Annotated in this window: 17 protein-coding genes; 11 read left to right on the forward strand and 6 right to left on the reverse strand. The window is 67.3% G+C overall.

Going from position 1 to position 24,820, the window contains the following annotated elements; all coding sequences use genetic code 11:
* The first annotated feature begins 1 nt into the window (after position 1).
* Positions 2-1,537, forward strand: a complete 1,536-nt coding sequence (locus ACQPYK_RS33755; RefSeq protein ID WP_433240039.1) for an aldehyde dehydrogenase family protein — start codon at positions 2-4, stop codon at positions 1,535-1,537.
* A 345-nt stretch (positions 1,538-1,882) separates the two neighbouring features.
* Here the strand turns inward: ACQPYK_RS33755 and ACQPYK_RS33760 are convergent, their stop codons facing one another.
* Positions 1,883-2,428 (reverse strand): hypothetical protein, encoded by a 546-nt coding sequence (locus tag ACQPYK_RS33760; protein WP_433240042.1) that lies wholly within the window; start codon positions 2,426-2,428, stop codon positions 1,883-1,885.
* A gap of 171 nt (positions 2,429-2,599) precedes the next feature.
* On the opposite strand from ACQPYK_RS33760, the gene ACQPYK_RS33765 reads away from it, so the two are divergent.
* A complete protein-coding gene (locus ACQPYK_RS33765) occupies positions 2,600-3,409 on the forward strand; it encodes a class I SAM-dependent methyltransferase (RefSeq protein WP_433240045.1) in 810 nt (269 codons plus the stop codon).
* A gap of 40 nt (positions 3,410-3,449) precedes the next feature.
* Here ACQPYK_RS33765 and ACQPYK_RS33770 read toward each other — a convergent pair whose 3' ends face one another.
* Both ACQPYK_RS33770 and ACQPYK_RS33775 read right to left on the reverse strand, forming a co-directional pair.
* The gene (locus ACQPYK_RS33770) at positions 3,450-5,273 is read right to left on the reverse strand and encodes a M14 family zinc carboxypeptidase (RefSeq protein WP_433240048.1); all 1,824 of its coding nucleotides are present in this window, start codon (positions 5,271-5,273) and stop codon (positions 3,450-3,452) included.
* 140 nt (positions 5,274-5,413) lie between these two features.
* Positions 5,414-5,818: an ATP-binding protein gene (locus tag ACQPYK_RS33775; protein WP_433240051.1), complete on the reverse strand. Its 405-nt coding sequence runs from the start codon at positions 5,816-5,818 to the stop codon at positions 5,414-5,416.
* Positions 5,819-6,005: 187 nt separating this feature from the next.
* Between ACQPYK_RS33775 and ACQPYK_RS33780 the strand changes: the two genes are divergently transcribed.
* Together ACQPYK_RS33780 and ACQPYK_RS33785 are read left to right on the forward strand one after the other, a co-directional pair.
* Positions 6,006-6,833, forward strand: a complete 828-nt coding sequence (locus tag ACQPYK_RS33780) for a helix-turn-helix domain-containing protein (protein ID WP_433240054.1) — start codon at positions 6,006-6,008, stop codon at positions 6,831-6,833.
* A 37-nt stretch (positions 6,834-6,870) separates the two neighbouring features.
* The gene (locus ACQPYK_RS33785) at positions 6,871-7,101 is read left to right on the forward strand and encodes a DUF397 domain-containing protein (protein ID WP_433258991.1); all 231 of its coding nucleotides are present in this window, start codon (positions 6,871-6,873) and stop codon (positions 7,099-7,101) included.
* A gap of 73 nt (positions 7,102-7,174) precedes the next feature.
* Here ACQPYK_RS33785 and ACQPYK_RS33790 read toward each other — a convergent pair whose 3' ends face one another.
* Both ACQPYK_RS33790 and ACQPYK_RS33795 read right to left on the reverse strand, forming a co-directional pair.
* A complete protein-coding gene (locus ACQPYK_RS33790) occupies positions 7,175-10,225 on the reverse strand; it encodes an AAA family ATPase (protein ID WP_433240057.1) in 3,051 nt (1,016 codons plus the stop codon).
* A gap of 14 nt (positions 10,226-10,239) precedes the next feature.
* Complete coding sequence (locus tag ACQPYK_RS33795; protein ID WP_433240060.1) at positions 10,240-10,932, reverse strand: hypothetical protein; 693 nt, start codon at positions 10,930-10,932, stop codon at positions 10,240-10,242.
* A gap of 485 nt (positions 10,933-11,417) precedes the next feature.
* Between ACQPYK_RS33795 and ACQPYK_RS33800 the strand changes: the two genes are divergently transcribed.
* A complete protein-coding gene (locus ACQPYK_RS33800; RefSeq protein ID WP_433240063.1) occupies positions 11,418-12,236 on the forward strand; it encodes an SDR family oxidoreductase in 819 nt (272 codons plus the stop codon).
* 308 nt (positions 12,237-12,544) lie between these two features.
* Positions 12,545-12,928, forward strand: coding sequence for a carboxymuconolactone decarboxylase family protein (locus tag ACQPYK_RS33805; protein WP_433240066.1), 384 nt, complete (start codon positions 12,545-12,547; stop codon positions 12,926-12,928).
* Between the two features lie 107 nt (positions 12,929-13,035).
* On the opposite strand, the gene ACQPYK_RS33810 is transcribed toward ACQPYK_RS33805, so the two are convergent.
* On the reverse strand, positions 13,036-14,295 hold the full coding sequence (locus ACQPYK_RS33810) for a nucleotide sugar dehydrogenase (protein WP_433240069.1): 1,260 nt from the start codon (positions 14,293-14,295) through the stop codon (positions 13,036-13,038).
* A 242-nt stretch (positions 14,296-14,537) separates the two neighbouring features.
* Here ACQPYK_RS33810 and ACQPYK_RS33815 point away from each other — a divergent pair, with 242 nt between their 5' ends.
* From ACQPYK_RS33815 to rffA, 5 genes are all read left to right on the forward strand, one after another.
* Positions 14,538-15,629 (forward strand): ice-binding family protein, encoded by a 1,092-nt coding sequence (locus tag ACQPYK_RS33815; RefSeq protein ID WP_433240072.1) that lies wholly within the window; start codon positions 14,538-14,540, stop codon positions 15,627-15,629.
* Between the two features lie 746 nt (positions 15,630-16,375).
* Positions 16,376-16,582 (forward strand): hypothetical protein, encoded by a 207-nt coding sequence (locus ACQPYK_RS33820; RefSeq protein ID WP_433240075.1) that lies wholly within the window; start codon positions 16,376-16,378, stop codon positions 16,580-16,582.
* A gap of 760 nt (positions 16,583-17,342) precedes the next feature.
* Entirely contained in the window at positions 17,343-19,283 is a 1,941-nt protein-coding gene (locus ACQPYK_RS33825) for a DUF4082 domain-containing protein (RefSeq protein ID WP_433240078.1), read from the forward strand.
* Positions 19,284-19,813: 530 nt separating this feature from the next.
* Positions 19,814-23,362, forward strand: a complete 3,549-nt coding sequence (locus tag ACQPYK_RS33830; protein ID WP_433240080.1) for a DUF4082 domain-containing protein — start codon at positions 19,814-19,816, stop codon at positions 23,360-23,362.
* A gap of 275 nt (positions 23,363-23,637) precedes the next feature.
* Complete coding sequence (gene rffA, locus ACQPYK_RS33835; RefSeq protein ID WP_433240083.1) at positions 23,638-24,792, forward strand: dTDP-4-amino-4,6-dideoxygalactose transaminase; 1,155 nt, start codon at positions 23,638-23,640, stop codon at positions 24,790-24,792.
* Positions 24,793-24,820: the final 28 nt, after the last annotated feature.

Raw genomic sequence — 24,820 nt, forward strand, 5'->3', positions numbered from 1 at the left:
GGTGACCCACGAGATCGTCTCCGTCATCGGCGGAAAGCAGGCGCCCAACGGCAGGGCCTACGACTCGATCAATCCGGCGCGCGTGGACGAGGTGGTCGCGCGGGTCGGGCTGGCCGACGCGGAGACGTTCTCCTCCGCCTGCCGTACCGCCTTCGAGGCGCAGCAGGAGTGGGCGCGGGTGCCCGCGCCCGTCCGGGGGCGGGTGATCGCCTCGATCGGGCGGCTGGTGGAGGCCAACGCCGAGTCGCTGGCCCGCCTGGTCACCCGCGAGATCGGCAAGCCGTACGCCGAGGCCCTGGGCGAGGTCCGGGAGATCGTCGACACCTGTGACTTCTTCCTCGGAGAGGGGCGGCGGCTCTACGGGCAGACGGTGCCCTCGGAGATGCCGGACAAGAGCCTGTTCACCTTCCGGGTCCCGGTGGGCGTGGCCGCGGTGATCACGGCCGGCAACTTCCCGGTCGCGGTGCCGTCCTGGTATCTCGTCCCGGCGCTGCTGTGTGGCAACGTGGTCGTCTGGAAGCCCGCCGAGTACGCCGCGGCCTCGGCGCACGCGCTCTACCGGCTGTTCGCCGCGGCCGGGCTGCCCGACGGCGTGCTGAACCTCGTGCTCGCCGATGGTTCGGCGACGTTCGAGGGCCTTGGGGCGGCGCTGGCCGAAGGCACGGTGCACAAGGTCGGCTTCACCGGCTCGTCCGAGGTCGGCCGGCGGATCGGCGAGCTGTGCGGGCGGCACCTGCAGTCGCCCTGCCTGGAACTCGGCGGCAAGAACCCGATGGTGGTCATGCCCGACGCCGACCTGGACCTGGCCGTGGAGGGCGCGCTGTTCGCCGGATTCGGCACGGCGGGACAGCGTTGCACCTCGCTCGGCACGGTGATCGTGCACGAGAGCGTCCACGACGAGTTCCTCCGGCGTTACACGCGCGCCGTGGCGGACGCGGCGATCGGCGACCCCGCGGGGGACGTGCTGTGCGGGCCGCTCCTCGACCGCAGGTTCGCCTCACGATATGAGGAGTATCTGGACTGGATACAGCCGCACCACACGGTCGTCTCCGGCCCGACCGGCCAGATCACCGCGGAGAACCCGCGCGCGGACTTCTCCGGCGATGGCGGGCTTTACTACCACCCGGTGGTCGTGGACGGCGTGCGCCCCGGCGACCGGCTGTTCCTGGAGGAGACCTTCGGCCCGATCGTGGGCGTGACCACCTTCTCCACATTGGAGGAGGCCGTCGAGCTGGCCAACCGGCCGGGTTACGGGCTCTCCTCCTCCATCTACACCACCGACCCCGCCTCCGCCTTCCGGTTCCGCGCGGGCATCGGCGCGGGCATGGTCAGCGTCAACAACTCCACCTCCGGCGCGGAGGCCCATCTGCCCTTCGGCGGGAACGGCAAGTCCGGCAACGGCAGCCGCCAGTCGGGGATGTGGGTGCTCGATCAGTTCACCCGCTGGCAGGCGATGAACTGGGACTACTCCGGCAAGCTCCAGAAGGCCCAGATGGACGTCGCAGAAATCATCCCGGACATGGACTTCCGGCTCTGACTTTGCCATAGCGGGGGGTTCTCCCCATCATGATCGCGGCATGCCCCTTCTTGGAGAAGGCGGCGCAACGGCCGGCACGGTCCCGGCGGAGGGGGCCGGACCGTCCCGGCCGTGGCCGGGATCCCGTCACGGCCGGGGCCGGCCGTGACGGGATCCCGGCCACGCCGCCCTGTCCACCGGTCCGCACGCCGTACCCGGGGGATCCCCACGGCTCGTGTGAGACCGTCACCCGCCTGGAAGGCCATCAGGCCGGCCGGGACTCGTGGGGGGTCGCGTGCTGCGGCGCGATCCCCCACGGACTCGTCGAATCCGGTTGATCCGACGGGTGCGCCGGGTCCGGCGGGTTCAGTGATGTGTGACGACGTGCCCGACGAGTTCGAAGCCCGCCAGAAGCAGGAACGCGATCCCCGCCAGGGCGTAGAACAGGATGGGCGGCGCGTGACGGCCCCGGGCCGGGATCTTCACCCGCACGCGCACCTTTCCCGCACGCACGCGGACCCTGCGCGCCGCAACGCCGACCGTCGAGGACACCGGGACCCGCGTGGGCTCCGGAGTCGCCTCCGGCGCGGCGTTCGGATCGGAGCCCGGATCGGCGACCGGGGGCGGCGCGGAACCGGGCTCGGCGACCGCGAGCGGGACGGGGGCGCCCGTCGCGACGCCGCGGTGCGAGCGGTCCCCCGCCGGGAAGGCCTTCACGCTGCTGTCACCGCAGCCGGGACAGCTCAGCCCCGACCAGGGCGGCTGGACCAGAATGCCGGACCGCGTCCAGAGCACGACGTCGTGGCCGTGCCCGTCGGTCGACCGGCGGACGAGATATTCCTCCTGCCAGACGTGCCGGCAGTGCAGGCATTCCAGCGGCCAGATCTCGCGAGTGCTGAACTCTTCGTGCACGAGGACCCCTCCCATCGTGACACCGATACCCGACCTGAGTGTGAGCGCGGTTACGTATGACGGCAATAAGCGGGACCGCGGGAATTTGTCAGATCACATAGTGAGACATTTTCTCTTACTATATGAGATGAATGTTACGGTTGCCCCACCCGACCGAAGGAGTGGTCTTCCATGGCAGCGAAGAACGCCGTATACACCCACGGGCACCACGACTCCGTGCTGCGATCCCACCGATGGCGCACCGTGGAGAATTCGGCCGCCTACCTCCTGCCGCACCTGCGGCCGGGGGCGGCGCTGCTGGACGTCGGCTGCGGACCCGGCACCATCACCGCCGAGCTGGCCGAGCGGCTCGCCCCGGGAGTGGTCACCGCGATCGAGATCACCGAGGAGGCGGTCGCGCTGGCCCGCGCGGAGGCGGAGCGGCGCGGCCGTACCAACATCGAGTTCTTCGTCGCCGACGTGCACGCCCTGGAGTTCCCCGACGACACCTTCGACGTCGTGCACGCCCACCAGGTGCTGCAGCACGTCGGCGATCCGGTCCAGGCCCTGCGGGAGATGCGCCGGGTCTGCAAGCCCGGCGGGGTCGTCGCGGTCCGCGACAGCGACTACGCCGCCTTCACCTGGTTTCCCGAGCCGCCCGAGCTGGAGGAGTGGATGGCCCTCTACCAGCGGGTCGCCAGAGCCAACGGCGGCGAGCCGGACGCCGGACGGCGCCTGCTGTCGTGGGCCCGCACGGCCGGTTTCACCGACGTCTCCGCCACCTCCTCGACCTGGTGTTTCGCGACGCCGGAGGATCGCGCCTGGTGGGGCGGCATGTGGGCGGAGCGGATCCTGAAATCCGACATGGCCCGCCAGGCGCTGGCCTCGGGCGTGGCCACCGACGACGACCTGCGCCGCATCTCCCGCGGATGGCAGGCCTGGGCCGCGGAGCCGGACGGCTGGCTGTCGTTGCTCCACGGCGAGCTGATCTGCCGGGCCTGACCCACCGGGCGCCCCGCGCGGTACGGGGCGCCCGGCACGGTCACGGCTGCTGCGTGATCTTGACGTCGTCGATCGCGGCCTCGACGAGGGAGGCGGTGGAGGCGTCGGCGGCCTCGACGAGGATGCGGACGCTCTGGCCGGCGAAGGCGGAGACGTCGGCCTCGGCGGTGGCCCAGGCGCCGTTGCGGTTGGTGGCCGCGCCGAGCTGCTGGAAGACCTGGGTGGTGGTGGAGCCGACGACCTTCACGCGCAGGTAGTCGGCGCTGGAGGCGTTGGAGCCGTGGGCGAGGTACCAGGAGAAGCCGAGCTTGAGCGGGCCGCCCGACGGCAGGGTGATGGCCGGGGACTGGATGGTGGTGGTGCCGCCGTCGATGTCGTGGTCGCCGGCGGAGGTGCCGGCCAGGCGGCCGGTGACCAGGTCGTTGCTGCCGCTGACGGGGGTGGCGAGCTGCTTGGCGCCGCTGGAGGTGGTGGCCTGGGGGACGCCGCGTTCCCATTGGCCGAGGGTGGCGGTGTCGGTGCCGGCGGGGTTGGCGGTCCAGCCGGTCGCCGTCTCGAAGGTGTCGGAGTAGACCGTCACCGGCGGGGTGCCGGTGCCGCAGTACTGCGACTCCTTGCCGATGATCCGATAGACGCAGTCGGAGTACTCCAGGAAGCGGAGCACGGCCTCCTTGTTTCGGGTCGTCTGCGGGACGATCTGCTCGTCGGGCGGGTAGAAACCGGGGGACGCGCCGGTCGGATACATCTCGAAGGTGTAGCTGAAGATCTTGTGAGCGCCCCACATCCAGTCGTCGATCGAACCGTCGGTGATGTAGAGGTCGCTGGACTGCTCGGGGGTGTAGCCGTTGGTGGAGGCCATGTTCCGGCCGAGGGCCGCGAAGGCGTCGTGGTCGTCCTGGGTGAGGCCGGGGGCGGTGTCGGCGTTGGTGAAGCCGTAGGGCCACAGGACCAGCTCGCCGTAGGTGTGCCAGTCGATGTTCGCCTTGACCTGCTGAACACCGCCGACCACCCGGCCGCGCACCCAGTCGGCGACCGCCTTGACCTCGGGCGCCGACTCGGCGGCCGAGCCTCGGTAGGTCTCACTGGAGGTGGAGCCGGAGGAGCCGCCGCAGCAGCCCCACCGGTAGCCCCAGTTACGGTTCAGATCGGTGCCCGCGTAGGACGAGCCGGAGTTGGGCTGCCGGTTCTTGCGCCAGGAGCGGTAGGAACCGCTGGCGATGTCGTACTCGCCGCCGTCGGGGTTGAGATCCGGCATGATCCAGACCTCGCGCGAGTTCACCAGGGAGGTGATCCTGCTGTCGGTGCCATAGCCGTCGGTGAGGAGATTGAGGATGTAGAGCGCCATCTCGACGGTCAGGTGCTCCCGGGCGTGCTGGTGGTGGGTGAACAGCACCTCGGGTTCGTTCTCGTCCGTGCCGACGTTGTCACTGATCTTGACGGCGATCAGGTCGCGGCCCTCGTAGGAGGTGCCGTAACTGGTCTTGCGGGCGATCGCGGGATGGTCGGCGACGATCTGGTCGATCGCGGCGGTCATCTCGGCGTAGTTGTGGTAGCCGGAGTCGGCCGGGGGGAAGTCGAAGGCCTGCGCGTTGCGGGATAAGGACGCGGGAAGCTTCGTGACGGTGTAGCCCAGTCTCCTGATCGCGGCGACCTCGGCCGCGGTCGCGGTGACCACGATCGAGGCGGAGTCGACCTGGTCGATGGCCGCTCCGGTGGCCGCCACCGCGCTTCGCTGCTGGGAGTTGCTCGGGCCCTGCACCTTGTACTGGCCGTTCGGCGGCGGTTCGGCCGAGGCCGCCGCCCCGGTGATGCCGACGCACAACAATGCCAGGACCGCCACCATCACGATCAGACGGCGTCTCACCTGTGCCCTCCTCGGACGCGCGCGCTAGGGGGTTTGTCGCGCGCCTGCACTGAGAGTCAGGCAAGGATGTCGATTCGCCCAGGCCCAAAAATTCGGGCTTGTATGGCTTTCATCCTCGGAGAGGCGAAAGTCACCTCGGCTCAGAAAGAGACCTCGAACCAGAGGGTCCTGAGCCCGCCGGAGTCATCCCGGACTCCCCACCGGGCGGCGAGCAGGTCCACCAGGAACATCCCGCGCCCGTTCTCCGCGTCGGGGTCGTTGCGCACGTGTGGCGCCGACACCCCCGACCCCGCGTCGGACACCTCCACGAGCACCGTGCCGGAGCCCACCGCCACGGTCATCGCCACCCTGCCGCCGCGGCCCGAGCACGAGTGGACCACCGAGTTCGTCACCACCTCGCTCACCAGCAGGACGACGTCCTCGGAGGCGGGATGCCCCTCCCCCAGGAGCTCCCTGACCCGGCGGCGGGCCGCCGACACCGACTCCGGCACGCCCCGCAGGGTGACCGTCGATCGAGGCGGAGCCGTCGGCTGCTCGAGCGTCATGATTGGCCTCACTCCCCGACATGCACATTCACATGCACATCGCGCTCCGAGATGGCACACTCACTCACGGTGAACTGTTCTATCAGGGACTTCAATAGCTCATATTGAAATTCCACAGTTTCCTTCCCAGGACGGAGGTAGGTGCATGGCTTCCCGGCGCAGTCCCACGGCCCGGCATCGCCGTCTGATGGCGGAACTGAGTCGCCTTCGGGAGAACAGCGGGCTGACGCGAATGGAGGTGGCCGAGCGCATCGGCTCCACCGACACCACCGTCTGGAGATACGAGACGGGACTGACCCGTCCCAAACCCTCCGATGTGGCGGCCCTCACCGATGTGTACGGCGTGACCGGGGAGGCCCGGGAGTCCCTGATCCAGATGGCCAGGGAAGCTCGCAAGCGCGGCTGGTGGCACCGCCACCGGCAGGCGCTGAAACCCGGCTTCGATTCCTACATCGGGCTGGAGGCGGAGGCGTCGGTGGTGCGCTCGTACGAGCCGCTGGTCGTCCCCGGCCTGATGCAGACCGAATCGTACGCACGCGCCGTCATCGAGGCGACCGCCCTCACGCACGCCCCCTCAGCGGTGGATGAGAAGGTCTCCGTGCGCATCTCGCGCCAGCAGTTGCTGCACGGCCCCGGTGATCCGATCCAACTCGTCGCGGTTCTCGACGAGGCAGTGCTCCGGCGTCAGGTCGGCGGTCCGGATGTGATGCGGGAGCAGCTGGAACACCTGCTCGATCTCGGCAGGCTGCCGAATGTGGAGATCCGGGTCATCCCGTTCTCCGCCGGCGCGCACGCCGCGATGGACGGCAAGTTCTGCCTGCTCAGCTTCCCCGAGCCCGAAGATCCCGACCTCGTCTACCTGGAACAGGCCGCCAGCGGGCTTGTGCCGGAAGACCCGGAGGAGGTGCGCCGATACACCCTCATGTTCGGGAGCCTGACGGCACTGGCTCTCGGCGCGGAGGCATCGACCGCCTTCATCGCCCAAATGGCGAAGAGTTGTTCCAACCAACCGTAGGAAGCAGGGGAAGGAGAAAAGAGTGCGGGGATCCACAATGGATCTGTCCAGCGTCGTGTGGCGCAAGAGCAGTCGCAGCACCAACGGAGGCGACTGCGTCGAAGTGGCGATCGTGCCCGGTGACCCGGCCCTGGCCGGACACAAGGCCGACGCCGACGAGCTCTACCTCGTCCGTGACTCCAAGAACCCGGACGGTCCGGCGCTGGCGTTCACCCAGCGCGAGTGGGACGCCTTCGTCGGCGGAGTGAAGGACGGCGAGTTCGGCTGAGACGTCTCCCGGGGGAACCGGGCCACCGGTTCCCCCGGAGACGTCCGCGCCGGAGACACCGGCGGGGCGCCCCTCAGCGGGCCTTCGGGTCGTCGGTGCCACGGTAGCCGAGGATCCGCATCGCGATCTCGGGATCCATCGCCGCAGCCAGGAGCTGGGCCCGCTCCACGGCACGATCCCGCTGCGCCTCGGCTCTGGTCCGAGCGGCCTGACCGCCGCGGATCACCGCGAAGGCGACACCGACCCCCACGATGACCGCCACCACGGCGACGAACACCACCAGGAGCGTGGCGGAGCCCAGTGCGTCCCCGGCCCGGCCCGCCATCATCGTCCCGCCGTTGAGCACGTAGACGCCGAGCAGCGTGAACGCCGCCAGCGCGGCCAGGCTGACCACGACCAGCGGTGTCGTCCGCAGCCGCCGTCTCCGCGGCGGAGCCGGGACGCCGGGCGGAGACAGGACATCAGGCGGAGACAGGACATCAGCCGGAGATAAGACACCGGGCGGAGACAGGACATCGGGTCGAGACGAAGACGGCGGAGCCGACGACCAGGGTGCCCGGATCTCACCGTTCCCGTCCTCACCCGCTCCCCCGTCCTCCCACGGTACGAAGGCCGGTTCGGCCGCGCCCGTCGGCCCCGTGGTGGCCGGCAGCGAGGAGGCGTGACCGTTGCCCGCCACGACCGACCCCTGGACATGCCCCTGGACGGGCCTCTGGACGGAACCCTGGACGACCGCAGCGGCGGGTTCGAGACGAGGCAGGGCCGGCGGCACGGGCAGGTCCCGCGCCACGTGGCTGTGCTCGCGATGCGCCCGGGCCGCCTCCAGGTGATACTCCTCGATCTCGGCGTAGAACTCGTCGGAGGCGTAGATCGAGCCGTCCACCAGTGGTCCCCGCCGATGCTCCAGGACGGCGATCACGTCGTCGCCGTTGAGCGTCTTGTGCGTCTCCAGCGCGTGCGCCAGGCAGAGCACCTCTCGCCGATGCTCCCTCAGCAGCCCTTCGGTCGCCTCGAGCAGGCGGACCAGGTTGTACTCGATGCGCTCGCCCAGCACGTCGGGGGCCAGTGCCTGCCCGCCGCCCGGAGCCCTGGTGAAGCCGATCCCCCCGGTGCCGCCGGGCTTGGGCATCGACTTGCCGCCCATGATCTCCAGCTCCTGTAGCGCGGGCACCGAGGTCACCCCGCGCCCCATGCCCCAGTGCGCCTCCATCAGCGCGGTGAGGTAGGTGGCCGAGAAAAGGTCACCCGAGACGCCGGAGGAGTTGTCCTCGGCGAAGAACATCCGCTCCCCGGCCAACGAGGCGAGCGAGACCATGATGTCGGCCTCGTGCTCGGACTTCCACCGGGTGAACTGGTCCTCGGGCTTGATGCTCGCGACCATGCCGAGATAGTCGGCGCCCTTCTCGATCGTGGCGATGTCGATTTCGAGGTGGTAGCGGGTGCGGTAGGCGGCCACGGCGTGGCACGCCTCGTGCACGGCGACCGCGTGCCGCTCACGCTCGATGTACTCCACGTCCTCCGGTGGGCCGAGCTGCTTGAGCCGCTTGGCCCTGGTCACGTCCGACCAGGTGATGACCTCGCGGCCGTCGCGGATCGCGGTGATCAACGACTCGTTCACCAGGTCTTTGATCGTGGCGCCGGTGGCGTAGGGGGTGATCGTGGCCAGCTTGTCGAGCTGCTCGTCGGTCAGGTCGTGGTCGACCTTGTCGAAGTAGCCCCGGTAGGTGCGGACCCGCCCCGCCTTGGACGGGTAGCCCACCTTGTAGATGCGGTCGATGCGGCCGGGCCGCAGCAGCGCCTCGTCCAGCGAGTTGGGCATGTTGGTCGCCATCATGACCAGGATCCGGTATCTGGGCGGCGGCTTGGGCCGCATGCCGAGCAGCCTTCGGACGTGGCGGTTGACGATGCCGCGGGGCTTCTTCAGACCCGACAGCTCGGTGAGCAGTGCCTGCAACGTCCCCGGGTCGCCGCCTCCGCCGCCCATGTTGCCGCCCATGAAGAAGCGGCTGCGGCCCGCGACGGGTTCCTGCCGCTCCCGCGCGCCCCTGCGGGTCAGCAACCACTGGCTCTCCTCGGCCAGATAGGTGAAGCCGTGGCAGCCGCCCGCGTGCGCGGAGAAGCCGGGGCCGCCTCTGGGCCCCTGTTGCGCCAGCGAGCCGCGGCGTCCGAGGGAGTCGGCCTCGTCGAAGAAGACGATCACACCCCCGTAGCGCAGGGAGAGCTTGCGGAGCTTGCGGAACAGCGCCTTCACCTTCAGGATGCCCACGCCCATGAACATGTTGACGAACGCGCCGGGGTCCACGAAGACGTACGGCTTGCCCGTCTCCCCCGCCACGGCTTCGGCCATCAGGGTCTTGCCGGTGCCGGGCGGTCCCCACAGCAGCAGCCCGCTGGGCACGTACCCGCCGCGCTCCTCGATCTCGTCGGGTTTCTCCAGGAAGACGATGTTCTCCTTGACCCGCTCCACCACGTGGTCCTGTCCCCAGACATCGGTGAAACGGGTCTTGATGTCGTCGGGGAAGTAGGTCTCCACGCCGCCCCGCGACAGCAGCCAGAACAGGCCGATGAACTGGAAGGCGACGAAGAAGAACGCGAAGGCGAGCTGCGCCACGTACGGCAGCGCCTGCCACAGCAGCGCCGGGGCCTGGAACAGCGCCAGGGCAGGGGAGGTTTCCAGCACCTCGCCGAGGACCAGGGCGAGCACCGCGACCCAGAACAGCCATTTGACGGCCCGGGCCATCCTGAAGCGGTTCCAGTCGGAGAAGCGGCGGTGGGTCCAGCGCTCGAAGCCGCCGAACACACCGCGTGTCCAGAAACGGTGGTATCCGGCGGAGCGCTCGCTGACGAAGAAGTGGAGCTGCCGCAGCGCCTCGGCGCCCAGCAGCCAGAAAATCCACGGCGCGGCGGCCGCGACCCTGATCGTCGCGTCCCGGACGCTGATGATGCCCTCGTAGGAGGCCATCTCATTCCACACCAGGACGAAGTAGATGACCACCAGGACGAGGACGAACTTGGCCCGGTCCCAGAACGGCATCCGCTTACGGGTGTGGGGGTGCGGATCGGTCGGACCGGAGCCGGGCGCGCGCAGGCCTTCGAAACTCGGGGACGGTGGGGGTGGCGTCATGTGCGGGCTTCTCCTCACCCGGTGAGTCGCTTGACCTTGAAGGAGTGCGCGATCCCGTCGAGCTCGGCGGCGCGCTTGCGGTAACAGGCCGCCGAGCAGCGGATGAGCAGGGTGGAGACCTGCTTGCCGTCCCCGGCCAGGTAGGAGGTGAGGTCGAAGGTCTGCACGCCGGCGCCCTGAACGGTGTAGTTGAACCGCACGTGCACCCCGCGCAGGCCGTCCTCGGGCTGGAGCACGTCGTCGGCGAGCAGTTCGAAATCGGTCAACGGGTAACCGGGAACCTGCGTGTACTCCTTGCGGAGCGACTCGGTCACGGGGATGACGGAGTTGCGCATGCCGTTCAGGGAGACCGCGTCCCGCTCCTGCGGCAGCAGTTTGGTGACCCGGGCGAAGACGAACGGCTCGTCCCCGGTGCCGTAACCGAGGAGGTGTTCGGCGGAGGGTTCGGTGTGGGCGTCGTAGGCGATCGACCAGACGAGTTGTCTGCGCAGCTGAGCGGTGGCCGATTCGGGATCTTCTCCGGTGGTCGCCTTCTCCAGTGCTTTCTGGTCGACCTGTCGCCAGGTCGCCGGAACTTTGAAATATGTCCGCCCGTCGTCGTGGCGGACGTAGGTGAACTCCGTACCTGCGCAACCGGTCAGCCCGCCGACCAGGGCGAGGGTCACCCCCGCCGAGACCACGGCGAACCTGGCCCTTGATCTTTTCACCAGGGCTGTACCTCCGCTTTACGGACCGACAAGTTAGTCGTGCCCGTTTTTCGAGTATCCCTCTCCTCTCAGGGCTCAGCCATATTGGAAATCTTGACCAAATCTTGGCGGTAAGTTGTCTTCACTTGTTACAGAGGAAAGCGGTGAAGCTGCGGAAACACTCGGGTGATCGCCTGAACGGCGTCCCGCCCGTATCGTGCCTTCATGCGAAGGCACCGTTTACGGTCCGGGGCCTTGCGGACCGCGCGGAACTTGGGTCTAGGCAAGCGCCGCCGGTTGAATTAGCTTCCGGAAAGGCATCCGGCTACGGGGAGCATCGATGCGCACGACCACGCAGGCGCCTGGGAGCCGGCCGCCGCGACGGCGGGCCGAGACCGTACGCGAGATCGCCGCTCTCCCCCGCTCCGCCCCGCACACCCTCGGACCGGCCTTCTGCGGCGCGTTCGCGCGGGCGGGGACGGGCCGCCTCGCCTTGGAGGTCATCCATGCCCGAAGCCGTCCCCCATCTCGACCGGCGGCCGGTGCTGGTGACAGGGGCCTCTTCGGGCATCGGTTCGGCCGTGGCCGTCGGGCTGGCGGCGGCCGGCTATCCGGTGGCGCTGGGAGCACGCCGTACCGCGCTCTGCGAGGAACTGGCGGCGAAGATCCGCGCCGACGGCGGCGAGGCGGTGGCACTGGCACTGGATGTCACCTCCGATGAGTCCGTCTCCCTGTTCGTCGCCAAGGCCGAGCAGGCTCTGGGCACGACGGAGGTGGTGGTGACGTGCGCGGGTGAGGTGACGCCGGAGAACGCCTACGAGACCGCCGCCCCTGACTTCGAGGCACAGCTCCAGCTCAACCTGGTGGGCACCCAGCGGTTCGTGGCCAAGGTGGCGCCGGCGATGGCGACGCGGCGGCGCGGCGACATCGTGTTCGTCAGCTCCGATGTCGTACGGCTGCCGCGCCCCCGGATGGGGGCCTACGTCGCCGCCAAGAACGGCGTCGAGGGCCTGGCACGGGCGATGCAGATGGAGCTGGAGGGCACCGGGGTCCGCGCGTCGATTCTGCGGCCGGGGCCGACGCTGTCAGGGATGGGGTCCACCTGGCCGGCGGAGGTCCTGCAGGCCGTACTGGACGACTGGGTCAGGTTCGGGCTGGCCAGGCATGACCGCTTCCTCGAACCTCGCGACGTGGCGGCGGCCGTGCTGGCCGTGATCTCCATGCCACGCGGCGCGCACATCACCCTGCTGGAGGTCGAGCCGGAGGCGCCCCTGCGCGTGGAGAGGCCGGTCGGTGGACGCAGGCGAGGGGGTGGACGCGGATGACGCGCCCGGAGAGAGGCGCAACCCGGACGCAACCCCTTTCGTGTGACTTTCGAACCTGTGACTTTCGAATCGGCGAGAGATATGCGACGAAGGCTGGAGCGGCTCGGCCGCGCCGGGGACCGTCATGTCAGGGAGGATGACAGAATCTGTAACGTCTAATGATCTCTAGCACGACATATTGATACATGTCAGGACTACTGGCCAGAAGGAACTATCCCTGTCACCGCAACGGCCAGGGATAGGGGTGTCGGGACGCCTCCCGCCGCGCTCGCCCTGGACCGGCTGGCCGACGGACTCGGAGTGCCCTCATGAACGATGACGCGAACGACGCCACTCCCGACCGCCGAGCCCGCGGATTGGAGATCATGAAGCGGGTCTATGGCTGGGACCAGGTCGGTGACGGCCCCGGTGACTTCTTCGGCATGACCGTGGAGCATCTGTTCGCCGAGGTGTGGTCCAGGGACGGGCTGAGCGTGCGGGACCGGCGGCTGCTCCTGCTGGGCCTCCTCCTCGGGCAAGGTATGGACGAGGCGATCGGGCTCCAACTGGACGCGGCGCTGCGCACCGGGGGGCTCACCCCGGACGAGCTCCGCGAGATCGTGATCTTCCTGACCCACTACGCGGGCTGGCCGCGCGGCGCCAAACTCAACACTCAGGTCGAGGAGTTGATCGCCCGCGTCATGGGGTCGTGATCCACCGGCACGTGACCCACCGGGTCGTGATCCACCGGGTCCGGCCCGGCGCCGGTCCCGCCGCCGGGCCGCCCGCAGGCCGGCGGCGGGACCGGCTGACGGCCGGCTCAGAGCCGCTCGACGTTGGGACCCCGGCAGCGGTTGCGCGTGTCGAAGACGAAGGTGCTCTCCCGCTCGATCAACTCGTAGTCGAAGCAGTCGTGGTCGGTGAGGACCACGACCGCGTCCGCCCGGGCCAGCTCCTTGTTCGTCGGTTCGACGAGCTCGATCCCCGGGGGCAGCAGGAAGTCGTCTACGTGCGGGTCGGCGGCCCCCACGTCCGCGCCCAGTTTGCTCAGGGCCCTGGCCACCTCGATCGCCGGCGACTCGCGGCAGTCCCCCGCGTTCTTCTTGTAGGCGAGCCCGAGCAGGAGCACCCGGCTGCCCCTGATCGGCTTGCACTGCCGGTTCAGCCCGAGGATCAGCCGGTGGACGACGTGGTCGGGCATGTGGTCGTTGATGTCGTTGGCCAGCTCCACGAACCGGAAGTTGTGTCCCAGGCTGCGCTTGACCTTCCATGAAAGGTAGGACGGGTCGATCGGCAGGCAGTGGCCGCCGACACCGGGCCCGGGGGTGAAGCGCATGTAGCCGAACGGCTTGGTGGAGGCGGCGTCGATCGCCTCCCAGACGTCGATCCCGAGCTGCTGCGCGAAGATCGAAAGCTCGTTCACCAGGGCGATGTTGACGTGCCTGAAGGTGTTCTCGAGAAGCTTGCACAGCTCGGCGACCTGCAGCGAGGAGACGGCGACGACCTCCTCCACGATCCGTCCGTAGAACGTCCGGATCTTCTCCAAGGAGGCCTCGTCGATTCCGGACACGACCTTGGGCGTGTTCTCCAGACGCCACCGGGAGTTGCCCGGATCGATTCGTTCGGGGCTGTAGCCCAGGAAGAAGTCCTCGGGAGCACGCAACCCGGAGCCTTCCTCCAACAAGGGCAGGAGGTACTCCTCGGTGGTTCCGGGATAGGTGGTGGATTCCAGGATCACCGTCGCGCCCGGCCGCAGCAGCGGAGCCAGGGACTCCCCGGCCGAGCCGATGTAGCGCAGGTCGGGGGCTCCCTCGCGGAGAGGCGTGGGCACGGTTATCACGCAGACGTCGAAGCCCGCGGCGTCGGCGTAGTCGGTGCTCGCCCGGTAACGGGCGGAGCGGTGGGCCGCGGACAGCTGCTCGTCACCGACGTCCTCCACGTAGGACTCGGCGGCATTGAGACGCTTGACCCGCCACTCGTCCAGGTCTATTCCCACGACGTCGAATCCCGCGTTCACCGCTCGCATCGCCAAAGGCAGGCCGACGTAACCCTGGCCGACAACGACCAGCTTCTCTCTCATATCAGGACCCCCGTCACTTCGAAATGAGATATGACCCGACTGTATGAGTCGGGCGTTTCGCAGCACCGATTCGACAGCGACATGGGCGTGTCGTTCCGCAAGGCATTCACGACCCCCCAGTAAGGTGACGATTATTAACGCGCACCATTGTTATTCATTGCGAACAGGAGGATATATATATGATATATACCCGCTACTCTCACATTCTCCGATTCGCCGCGACTCTCTCAATAATCTTCGCCATGGGCGCGCCCTCCACTCCTTCTCTCGGCGCGAGCGCTCCTCCCGGCGCGAGCGCCCCCCGCGTTAAGAGCGCGATCGTGCCGCCGGTGAGACTCGGCGAGTCCGAGGAGTGCGCGGTCATGGCGGGAACCTCGATAATCGGCACCAACATCACCTCCGTCACCGGCGATCTCGCGGTGAGCCCGGGGAGCTCCGTGGTCGGATTCCCCCCCGGTTCGGTGAGCGGGTCCATCGAGGTGGACAACGCCGAGGCGAGGAGGGAGATGGCCGCCGCGGCCGCCGCGTACAACGACGCCGCCGGGCGCACACCCACCGCCACCCTGCCCGCACAGCTCGGCGGGACGACCCTGCCCCCCGGCGTCTACGACACCCCCGGAGGCGAGTTCGAGCTGTCCGGGACGCTGACCCTCGACGCCGAGGGAGACCCGGAGGCGACCTTCATCTTCCAGGCCACCTCCTTGGACACGGCGAGGGTCAGCAACATCGACTTCAATAACGGAGCCCAGGCCGACAACGTCATCTGGCAGGTCGACACCGACGCCACCCTGGGGAATTACTCCACCTTCCGGGGGAACGTCCTGGCGCTGAACTCCGTCGACGTGAGCACGGGCACGGCCATGTACGGCCGCGCGATGGCCATCAACGGCACGGTCTCCGTCGACGGCACCCCCGTCCTGCCGGCCACCCGCGTCGACGCGTCGATGGACCCGCCCACCGAAACGACGCTGACCTCCTCGCCGAATCCCTCCCGCAGAGGGGAACCGGTCGACTTCATCGCCACGGTGACGGGGAACGAGGACGGCGTCTCCCCCACCAACAAGGTCCTCTTCAAGGACGGCCCCACCGTCATCGGATCGGCGATGCTCGACCGCTCGGGCCATGCCGTTTTCACGACCTCGGAGCTGACCAGAGGGGCGCATGAGATCACCGCCGTCTACGTGAACGGTGGCACCGCGGTCGGCGAGGGGTGGGTTCACTTCGCCCCGAGCAAATCCCCCGTGCTAGTCCAGCAGGTGCTCAACCGTAGGGAAACGCGCTTTTCAGCATGGCTCCCGCCTTTCGTGGCGACACCCTTCAACGCCACCAAATGAGATCGTAACGGTGCATAATCGTCAAATGCATCGACGCCCTGAAAGATCAGGGCCAAATGGACGGGCTTTGTTCCGTAGTGTCATATATTTGCCTCTATCGCAACTCCGCCCCGGAATCTCCACTTCTCTGAAGGGGTATCTCCCGCTCGCACCGTTCACAGGACGGTGACCAGAAAAAGCCAATTTTTTGGCACAGGGGGATATAAGTGATTTTTCATCGTCTGCTGACCAAGGCGATCGCGCTGACCATGGCCTGCGGGGTTCTGGGGTTTCCGGATACGGCGACGGCCGGGCCGGCGGGCGGCGGATCCGCCGCCCGCCGGTCGAGCGAGGTCGGCGCCGTCCCCGGCTCCCACTGGAGCTGCCACGGGGGACACCGGTGCTGCCGGCACCGCTTCTGCGCCGCGCACCGGTGCTGCCGGCCCGGTTTCTGCGACGAGGAGCTCCGCATCACGCGATGCCGGGGCTCGCGCGGAAAAAGCGGGCCGCGCGGGCCACAGGGCGCCCACGGTCCGCAGGGCACTCGCGGGCCACAGGGCGTCCCCGGGCCGGCGGGCGCTCGCGGGCCACAGGGCGTCCCCGGGCCGGCGGGCACGACCGAATCGACTTCGGGCACCGCTACGGCGCTCGTCTCACTTACCTTCCCGCCATTCGACACGAACTTCACCGCCTATGCCGCAGACGGCGTCACGTGGATCCGGGACCCCCGGACAGATCCGCCGGGAGCATGGCACAGCCTCACGTCCGTGCCGGGCTACCCGGCGGGCGTGATCGGCGTCTCGCTGGCCGAGGCGGCCACCCCTCTCAGCAGCCTGCTGGTCACCGTGCTGACCTCCGGCGGCACACTTTCCCAGGCCAAGTGCATCCTCACCCCGCCTCCCCCGCCGCCAGGTCCCGCCTGGGGTGAGACCTACTGCGACAGGTTCACCGTCATCACCCCGCCATCCGGCTAGCGGTGACCACGAACGTTCACCGGGTCACGCATCGCACACCGGCGCCGATCGAGCCGGTGTCGTCCCGCGCCGTACCGGCACCGTGAGCGACCTCGGACACGGCGGAGGCGTGCGGTCACCGCACTAGAGGCGGAGCCCCGGCATCGCCGGGCCTCGGTCCCGAACATCGCCGATTCGGGGCCTGGAGCGTGCGCCGAGCCGCCTTCGGCGAAATACAAATCATAAAATATTCCAACATTTACAGAAACGCGTTCAGCGAATGGTGAACCCGCACATCAATGCTGGTCACCAGCGATATCGAGAGGTAAAGTCTTTTCAAATAACACGTTCAACAGAGGCTCCCCATGATCGATCGTTTGCACATCGCCGATCCCCCTAAGGCCCTGTCTGTCCGCACATGCCGCGGCATCTTTCTTGGGTGTCATGGCATTCGGCCGATTTCTCTTTTCTTAGAGAATTTCCGTGCCTTTCATGACAGATGCGGCCAATCGGGCAGATGTGCAGTGGAAATCGCGAAGGTGATCCTTGACGCGTTGGCTGCACGCGAAGCCCGGCGTTCGATCCCCGCGAGACCCTCGAAAAGGTGAGCCCAATGTCCAGACTCCGGCTGCCAAGACCCCTTCGCAGTGCACCCCGTCGGCCGACCGGCACGACCGCGCCGGCACGACCGGCGCGTGAAGCAGGCCGTCACCGTCTCCTGTCACGGAGCGCCGGCCGCGCCTGGCTCGTAACGGTGCTGACAGCCCTCCTATCGGCGGGCGTGATCGTCGTGGCACCGCAGGCCGCGGACGCGGACCAGGCTCCGGTGAGCCTCGGCGACGCCGCGTCATACGCGGTTCTCGCCGGGACCGCGGTGGGCAACACGAACCTCACCGCGATCACCGGGGACCTCGGCGTAAGCCCGGGAAGCTCCGTGACCGGTTTCCCGCCCGGCACGGTGAGCGGGGCGACACACGCGGGCGACTCCGCCGCGGCGGCGGCCAAGGCCGACCTGGTCGCCGCCTACAACGACGTCGCCGGGCGAACCCCCGTCACCACCGTGGCGACGGAGCTCGGCGGCACGACCAAGGTTCCGGGCGTGTACAACTCCGCCAACGGCATCTTCGGGATAACCGGCACGCTCACCCTCGACGCCCAGGGCGAACCGGACGCGATCTTCATCTTCAAGGCGTCCACCTTCTCCACGGCGAACGTCAGCAACGTCAACCTCACCAACGGCGCCCAGGCGAAGAACGTCTTCTGGCAGGTCAGCGGCACCGCGACGCTGGGAACCTACTCCACCTTCCGGGGAAACGTGCTGGCGCTGACGTCGGTGACGGTCAGCACCGGCGCCGCCGTCTCCGGCCGCGTCTTCGCCATCAACAACGGGATCACCCTCCAGGGTCCCACCGATCCGCCGAAAACCCGCATCAACGTGCCGAACGACCCGGCGACCACCACGGCCCTGACCTCCTCCGCCAACCCCTCCCGGAGAGGGAGCTCGGTCACGTTCACGGCGACGGTGAGCGCGACCAGCGGCTCGCTCGTCCCGCAGGGTCAGGTGCTCTTCAAGGACGGCGCGGTGGTCATCGGCTCGGACCTGCACAACAGCTCGGGCCCAGCGACGCTTACGACCTCCGGCCTCGAAGAGGGGCAGCACCCGATCACCGCCGTCTATCTCGGCGGCGACACCCCCAGCGGTGAGGGCATCGTCCATTTCGCCCCGAGCACGTCACCCGAACTGATCCAGACCGTGGTGACCAGCCTCTGGGACGCTTCGACGATCCCGGCCGTCACCGCCCACTCCGATCCCAACGCCATCACGGTCGGCGTGAAGTTCAGGGCCACGACGGATGGCGCCATCAGAGGCATTCGCTTCTACAAGGGCTCCCAGAACACCGGAACCCACATCGGAAGCCTGTGGACCGGCGGCGGCCAGCAGCTCGCCAGCGCCACCTTCACCGGCGAGTCGGCCAGCGGCTGGCAACAGGTGAACTTCTCGACGCCCGTCACGATCGACGCCGACACCACCTACGTCGCCTCCTACTTCACCCCCACCGGAAACTACTCGATGAACAGGCCCTACTTCGGCTCGCAGTACGCCAACGGCCCGCTCATCGCCCTCGCCAACGGCGCCGAAGGCGGCAACGGCGTATACCGATACGCCGGGACGAACGCCTTCCCCAACAGCACCTTCCAGGCCACCAACTACTGGGTCGACGTCGTGTTCACGCCGGCCAACAGTCTCTGGGACGCTTCGACGATCCCGGCCGTCACCACCCAGTCCGACCCCAACGCCATCACGGTCGGCGTGAAGTTCAGGGCCACGACGGATGGCGCCATCAGAGGCATTCGCTTCTACAAGGGCTCCCAGAACACCGGAACCCACATCGGAAGCCTGTGGACCGGCGGCGGCCAGCAGCTCGCCAGCGCCACCTTCACCGGCGAGTCGGCCAGCGGCTGGCAACAGGTGAACTTCTCGACGCCCGTCACGATCGACGCCGACACCACCTACGTCGCCTCCTACTTCACCCCCACCGGAAACTACTCGATGAACAGGCCCTACTTCGGCTCGCAGTACGCCAACGGCCCGCTCATCGCCCTCGCCAACGGCGCCGAAGGCGGCAACGGCGTATACCGATACGCCGGGACGAACGCCTTCCCCAACAGCACCTTCCAGGCCACCAACTACTGGGTCGACGTCGTGTTCGACATCCCATAGCCGTGGACAGTCCGGAGGAGGTCTTTCCGGCCGTCGTGTGTGATCAATGAATGCGGGGCCGCCGGACAGCCGGCGGCCCCGCAGCCATGATCACAGTGATCATCGGACTGACCCGCGGAGAGCATCGTCGTCACGGACAGACCTCGGCCGGAACAGCCACCGGCACAGCGGTGTACGACCGACTTCGGACGGCGCCGGTCCGCCTTTGGCCCAGATACGTCCCGCCGCCGCTCCCCGCATTAACCCGAGCGTGTTCACATACCGCCCAATAGCCCTTTTGGTGGCATCGGCAGGAGCACTCTCATTCAGCCGGGAACCTATATAAAAATCTGGTAAGAACATCGTTGGATACGTGTGCCCAATACCTGGTTCCAGCACCCGCGTCGTCAGACTTTCGGCCGTCCGACTGACGGTTCGCCAAGGATGCAACCGGGAGGTTGTAGGTGCCATACGGCAAACATATTTTTAATCCAATGATGCGGCGGGCGCTCCGAATCATGCTGTCCTCCTTCGGGAGTGGCATAGTAACCATGGCCAGCTTTTCGGGACCCTCCCCGACAACGCCCCCGACTCCCGACATCACGCACAGCGTCACATTACCATCGGTAATTCCGTCGACAATCCCTTCGGTAATTCCGTCGACAACGTCACCGGTGCGCGCAACGCAGAAAAATCCCGAGGCGATATCTCCCGCACAGAAACAATCCGCGCAGGAACCGTCCGAGCAGAAACCATCCATACAGCGATCTCCGGGACAGGGCGGAAAGACCCGTGAGGCGCGCATCGGGCACTCGCCCCCGAAGGTGAATACCCGGAAGCACCGGGCCGCGTGCCCGCCCACATCTGTCATCTGCATCGAGAACAGCCTGCCCGGCACTCCCCCCAGCCAGTGGAACGTGCAGACCCCAACCGGGAACATCCGGGGATACGCCACCCAGATGAGCGTGAACAAGGGAGAGACCGTCCAGTTCAAGGTGATCACCGACGCGACCGACTATCGGGTGGACATCTACCGCGTCGGATATTACGGAGGCATGGGCGCACGGCTGATAACGACGATCGATCCTTCCGCCCCCCTGCCCCAGACACAACCGGCCTGCCTGACCGACGAGTCAACCGGCCTGATCGACTGCGGCAACTGGGGGGTGTCGGCCTCCTGGGCGGTGCCGAACGACGCCGTCTCCGGGGTCTACCTCGGGAATCTGGTACGGGAGGACGGCACGAGCGGCATCGCCCAGATGATTTTCGTCATCCGGGACGACGTCCGGAATTCGGAAATCCTGGTCCAGACGTCCGACGCCACCTGGCAGGCCTACAACACCTATGGCGGTAACAGCCTCTATGAGGGCTTGCCGGTAGGACGCGCCTACAAGGTGAGCTACAACCGCCCGTTCATCACGCGCACCGGCTTCTTCCAGGCCGAATACCCCATGATCAGATGGCTCGAGTCCAACGGGTACGACGTCAGCTACACCAGCAACGTCGATACGGCCAGCCACGGTGCGGAGCTGCTCAAGCACGAGTCGTTCATGTCCTCGGGACATGACGAGTACTGGTCCAACGAGATGCGCAGCAACATCGAGAACGCCCGTGACAACGGGGTCGACCTGATGTTCTTCTCAGGAAACGAGGTTTTCTGGAAAACCAGGTGGGAGAACAGCATAGACGGGTCCGATGTCCCTTTCCGGACGCTTGTCTGCTACAAGGAGACCTTCGCGAACGCCAAGATCGACCCAAGTCCACAGTGGACGGGGACGTGGCGCGATCCTCGTTTCTCTCCTCCGTCGAATGGCGGGAGACCCGAGAACTCCGTGACCGGGACGTTGTTCATGATGAACAGCTTCCAAACCGACTCCATCGTCGTACCCGCCGAGTACGGCAACATGCGGCTATGGCGCAACACGTCCATCGCGAGCCTGCAGCCGGGCCAGTCGGCCACCTTCCCGCCCGGGACCCTCGGATACGAATGGGACGAGGCGCCCGACAACGGGTTCGCGCCGGCGGGGCTGGTGAAGTTCTCCAGAACGACTTTGAGCACCACGGCGAAATACATGCTCGACTTCGGTAGCACCTACGGCGCCGGAACCGCGACACACAGCCTGACGCTCTACAAGAACCCGAGCGGCTCGATCGTCTTCGGCGCGGGAACCATCCAATGGGCCTGGGGACTCGACTCCGAGCACGACCTGGTCCCCGCGGGCGGCGGGCGGCTGGGCGCTCCCCCTCCCACGGACATCCGAATGCAGCAGGCGACGGTCAATCTCCTGGCCGACATGGGATCCCAGCCGGCCAGCATTCAGCCGGGACTGGTGCCGACGACCGCGTCGACGGACACCTCCCCGCCCACATCGACGATCGTCTCTCCGGCGAACAACGGGACCGTGCCCAGCGGGGGGGCGGTCGTCCCCATCCAGGGGACGGCCAGTGACACGGGAGGCGGCGTCGTGGCCGCCGTCGAGGTCTCGGTCGACGGCGGCACGAGGTGGTTCCAGGCGACGGGCCGCACCAACTGGCAGTACAACTGGACGACACCCGCCACCACCGGGACGGTAACGATCAGGACCCGGGCGGTCGACGACATCGGCAACGTTCAGGGGACCCCGACGGTGACGACCGTCACCGTCGTCACCGGATGCCCCACCTGCACCCTGTGGTCGCCGACGACCGTGCCCGCCGTCACCTCGGCCAACGATCCCAGTTCGGTCGAGGTCGGAGTGAAGTTCCGGGTCGCGAAAACGGGCTTCATCACAGGGATCAGGTTCTACAAAGGGACGCAGAACACCGGGACCCACACCGGTAATCTGTGGACCACCAGCGGCCAGCTGCTGGCGAGTGCGACCTTCACCAGTGAGACGGCGAGCGGCTGGCAACAGGTGGATTTCGCGGTGCCTGTGGCCATCTCCGCCAACACCACCTATGTCGCCTCCTATTTCACTCCAAGCGGAAACTATGCAGTAAACAGCTCCTATTTCACCGCAGATTTCACCAACGGCGCGCTCACCGCTCCCGCTAGCAGCACCTCAGGCGGCAACGGCGTATACCGATACGGCGCGACGAGCGGCTTCCCCAACAAAACATTCCAAGCCGCCAACTACTGGGTCGACGTCGTGTTCGCACCGTTGAACAGTCTCTGGGGCAATACGACGACCCCGGCCCAGTCCGGCGCCGACCCCAACGCCGTCACGGTCGGTGTGAAGTTCAAAGCGACCACGAGCGGGACCATCCAGGGCATCCGCTTCTACAAGGGCCCGCAGAACACCGGAACCCACATCGGAAGCCTGTGGACCAGCGGCGGCCAGCAACTCGCCAGCGCCACCTTCACCAACGAGACGGCCAGCGGCTGGCAACAGGTGAACTTCTCGATACCCGTCGTGATCAACGCCGGCACCACCTACGTCGCCTCCTACTTCACCTCATCGGGAAACTATTCGGTAAACAGCTCCTATTTCACCACTGATTACACCAACGGCCCGCTCACCGCTCTCGCAAGCAGCACCTCAGGCGGCAACGGCGTATACCGATACGGCGCGACGAACGGCTTCCCCAACAAAACATTCCAAGCCGCCAACTACTGGGTCGACGTCGTGTTCGCACCGTCGAGTAGCCTCTGGGAAACCGCAACGACCCCGGCCCAGTCCGCCGCCGACCCCAACGCCGTCACGGTCGGTGTGAAGTTCAAGGCGACCACGAGCGGAACCATCCAGAGCATCCGCTTCTACAAGGGCCCGCAGAACACCGGAACCCACATCGGAAGCCTGTGGACCAGCGGCGGCCAGCAACTCGCCAGCGCCACCTTCACCAACGAGACGGCCAGCGGCTGGCAACAGGTGAACTTCTCGACGCCCGTCGTGATCGACGCCGGCACCACCTACGTCGCCTCCTACTTCACCTCATCGGGAAACTATTCGGTAAACAGCTCCTATTTCACCACTGATTACACCAACGGCGCGCTCACCGCTCCCGCTAGCAGCACCTCGGGCGGCAACGGCGTATACCGATACGGCACGACGAACGGATTCCCCAACAAAACATTCCAAGCCGCCAACTACTGGGTCGACATCATATTCGTTTCGTCTTAGCAATCGAGGCATAGATCACGATTTGCCGGCCGAAACGGATCCGGCACCTGCTCACCTGGTCCGCTGAGAAGCGGCCCAGGTGAGCGGCGTCGGGCACCGGACCCGCTGCGGAGTTCCGGAGCCCTCGAACGTCCGCCGGCCGGCGCTCCGACACGGTCATGCCCGGATCCTCCGCGCCCCGGGTCGTTCCGCCGAATGTAAGGCTTGCGCAACGGGTCACCAATGAAACGAGCCCGTGACGTGTGTCGCAAAACCGTTCGTTGTTCACTTCGGCCGTGAGTACAACCTGCCTGAACACGATCCCCTTCAACCGGACGCATATCTCCGACAACGAGCTCGGATACCTCGCGGAGGCCGTACGCGAAGGATCGACTTGCGGAGACGGACCGTTCACCCGCCGGGCCTCCACGCTCCTCACGGAGATGACCGGGTCGGACCACGCGCTGCTGACCACCTCCTGCACGCACGCGCTGGAGATGTCGGCGATCCTGCTCGACCTGCAGCCCGGCGACGAGGTGATCATGCCGTCGTTCACCTTCATGTCGACGGCCAACGCCTACGCACTGCGCGGAGCGGTGCCCGTGTTCGTCGACTGCAGGCCCGACACCCTGAACATCGACGAGCAACTGGTCGAGGCAGCGATCACCGATCGCACCCGGGCCATCGTGGTCGTCCACTATGCGGGGGTCGCCTGCACGATGGAGCCGATCAGCGAGCTCTGTGCGCGGTACGCCCTCGCTCTTGTCGAGGACAACGCTCATGGCCTGGGCGGCTCCTATCGCGGCAGGCCTCTCGGCTCGTTCGGTCGCATCGCCGCGCAGAGCTTCCACGCGACGAAGAACGCGCAGTGCGGGGAGGGAGGGGCGCTGCTCCTGAACGACGCCGACCTGATCGGACGCGCTGAGATCATCCGTGAGAAGGGCACCGACCGCGGCCGTTTCTTCCGCGGCCAGGTCGACAGGTACCGGTGGATCGACATCGGTTCGAGCTACCTGCCGTCGGACATCCTCGCCGCTCAGCTGACCGCCCAACTGGAGTCGTTCGACAAGATCCAGTTCCTGCGTCATGCCGTGTGGCAGGAGTATCACGAGAGGCTCGCCGACTGGGCGGCCGAGAACGGGGTCTCCCAGCCGATGGTCCCTGACGGCTGCGCGCATCCGGCGCATCTGTACTACCTGCTGCTCCCGGACTTGGGCAACCGCCAGGCGTTCATCGGCCACCTCTCGGAGAGAGGCGTGCAGGCGGCGTTCCACTACCAGCCGTTGCATTCCGCACCCGCCGGCGTACGGTACGGGCGGGTGGCCCCGGGCGGCTGCCCGGTCACCGAGGAGATCGCGGACCGACTCGTACGAATACCGCTGTACCCCGATCTGAACGAGACCGACATGGCGCGCGTGATCGACGCCGTCCAGACCTACCGGGTGAGCTGACGCCTCGCTCGCGACGGTGCCCGCGCCA

Source organism: Streptosporangium sp. CA-135522 (assembly GCF_050949235.1).
GTDB lineage: Bacteria > Actinomycetota > Actinomycetes > Streptosporangiales > Streptosporangiaceae > Streptosporangium.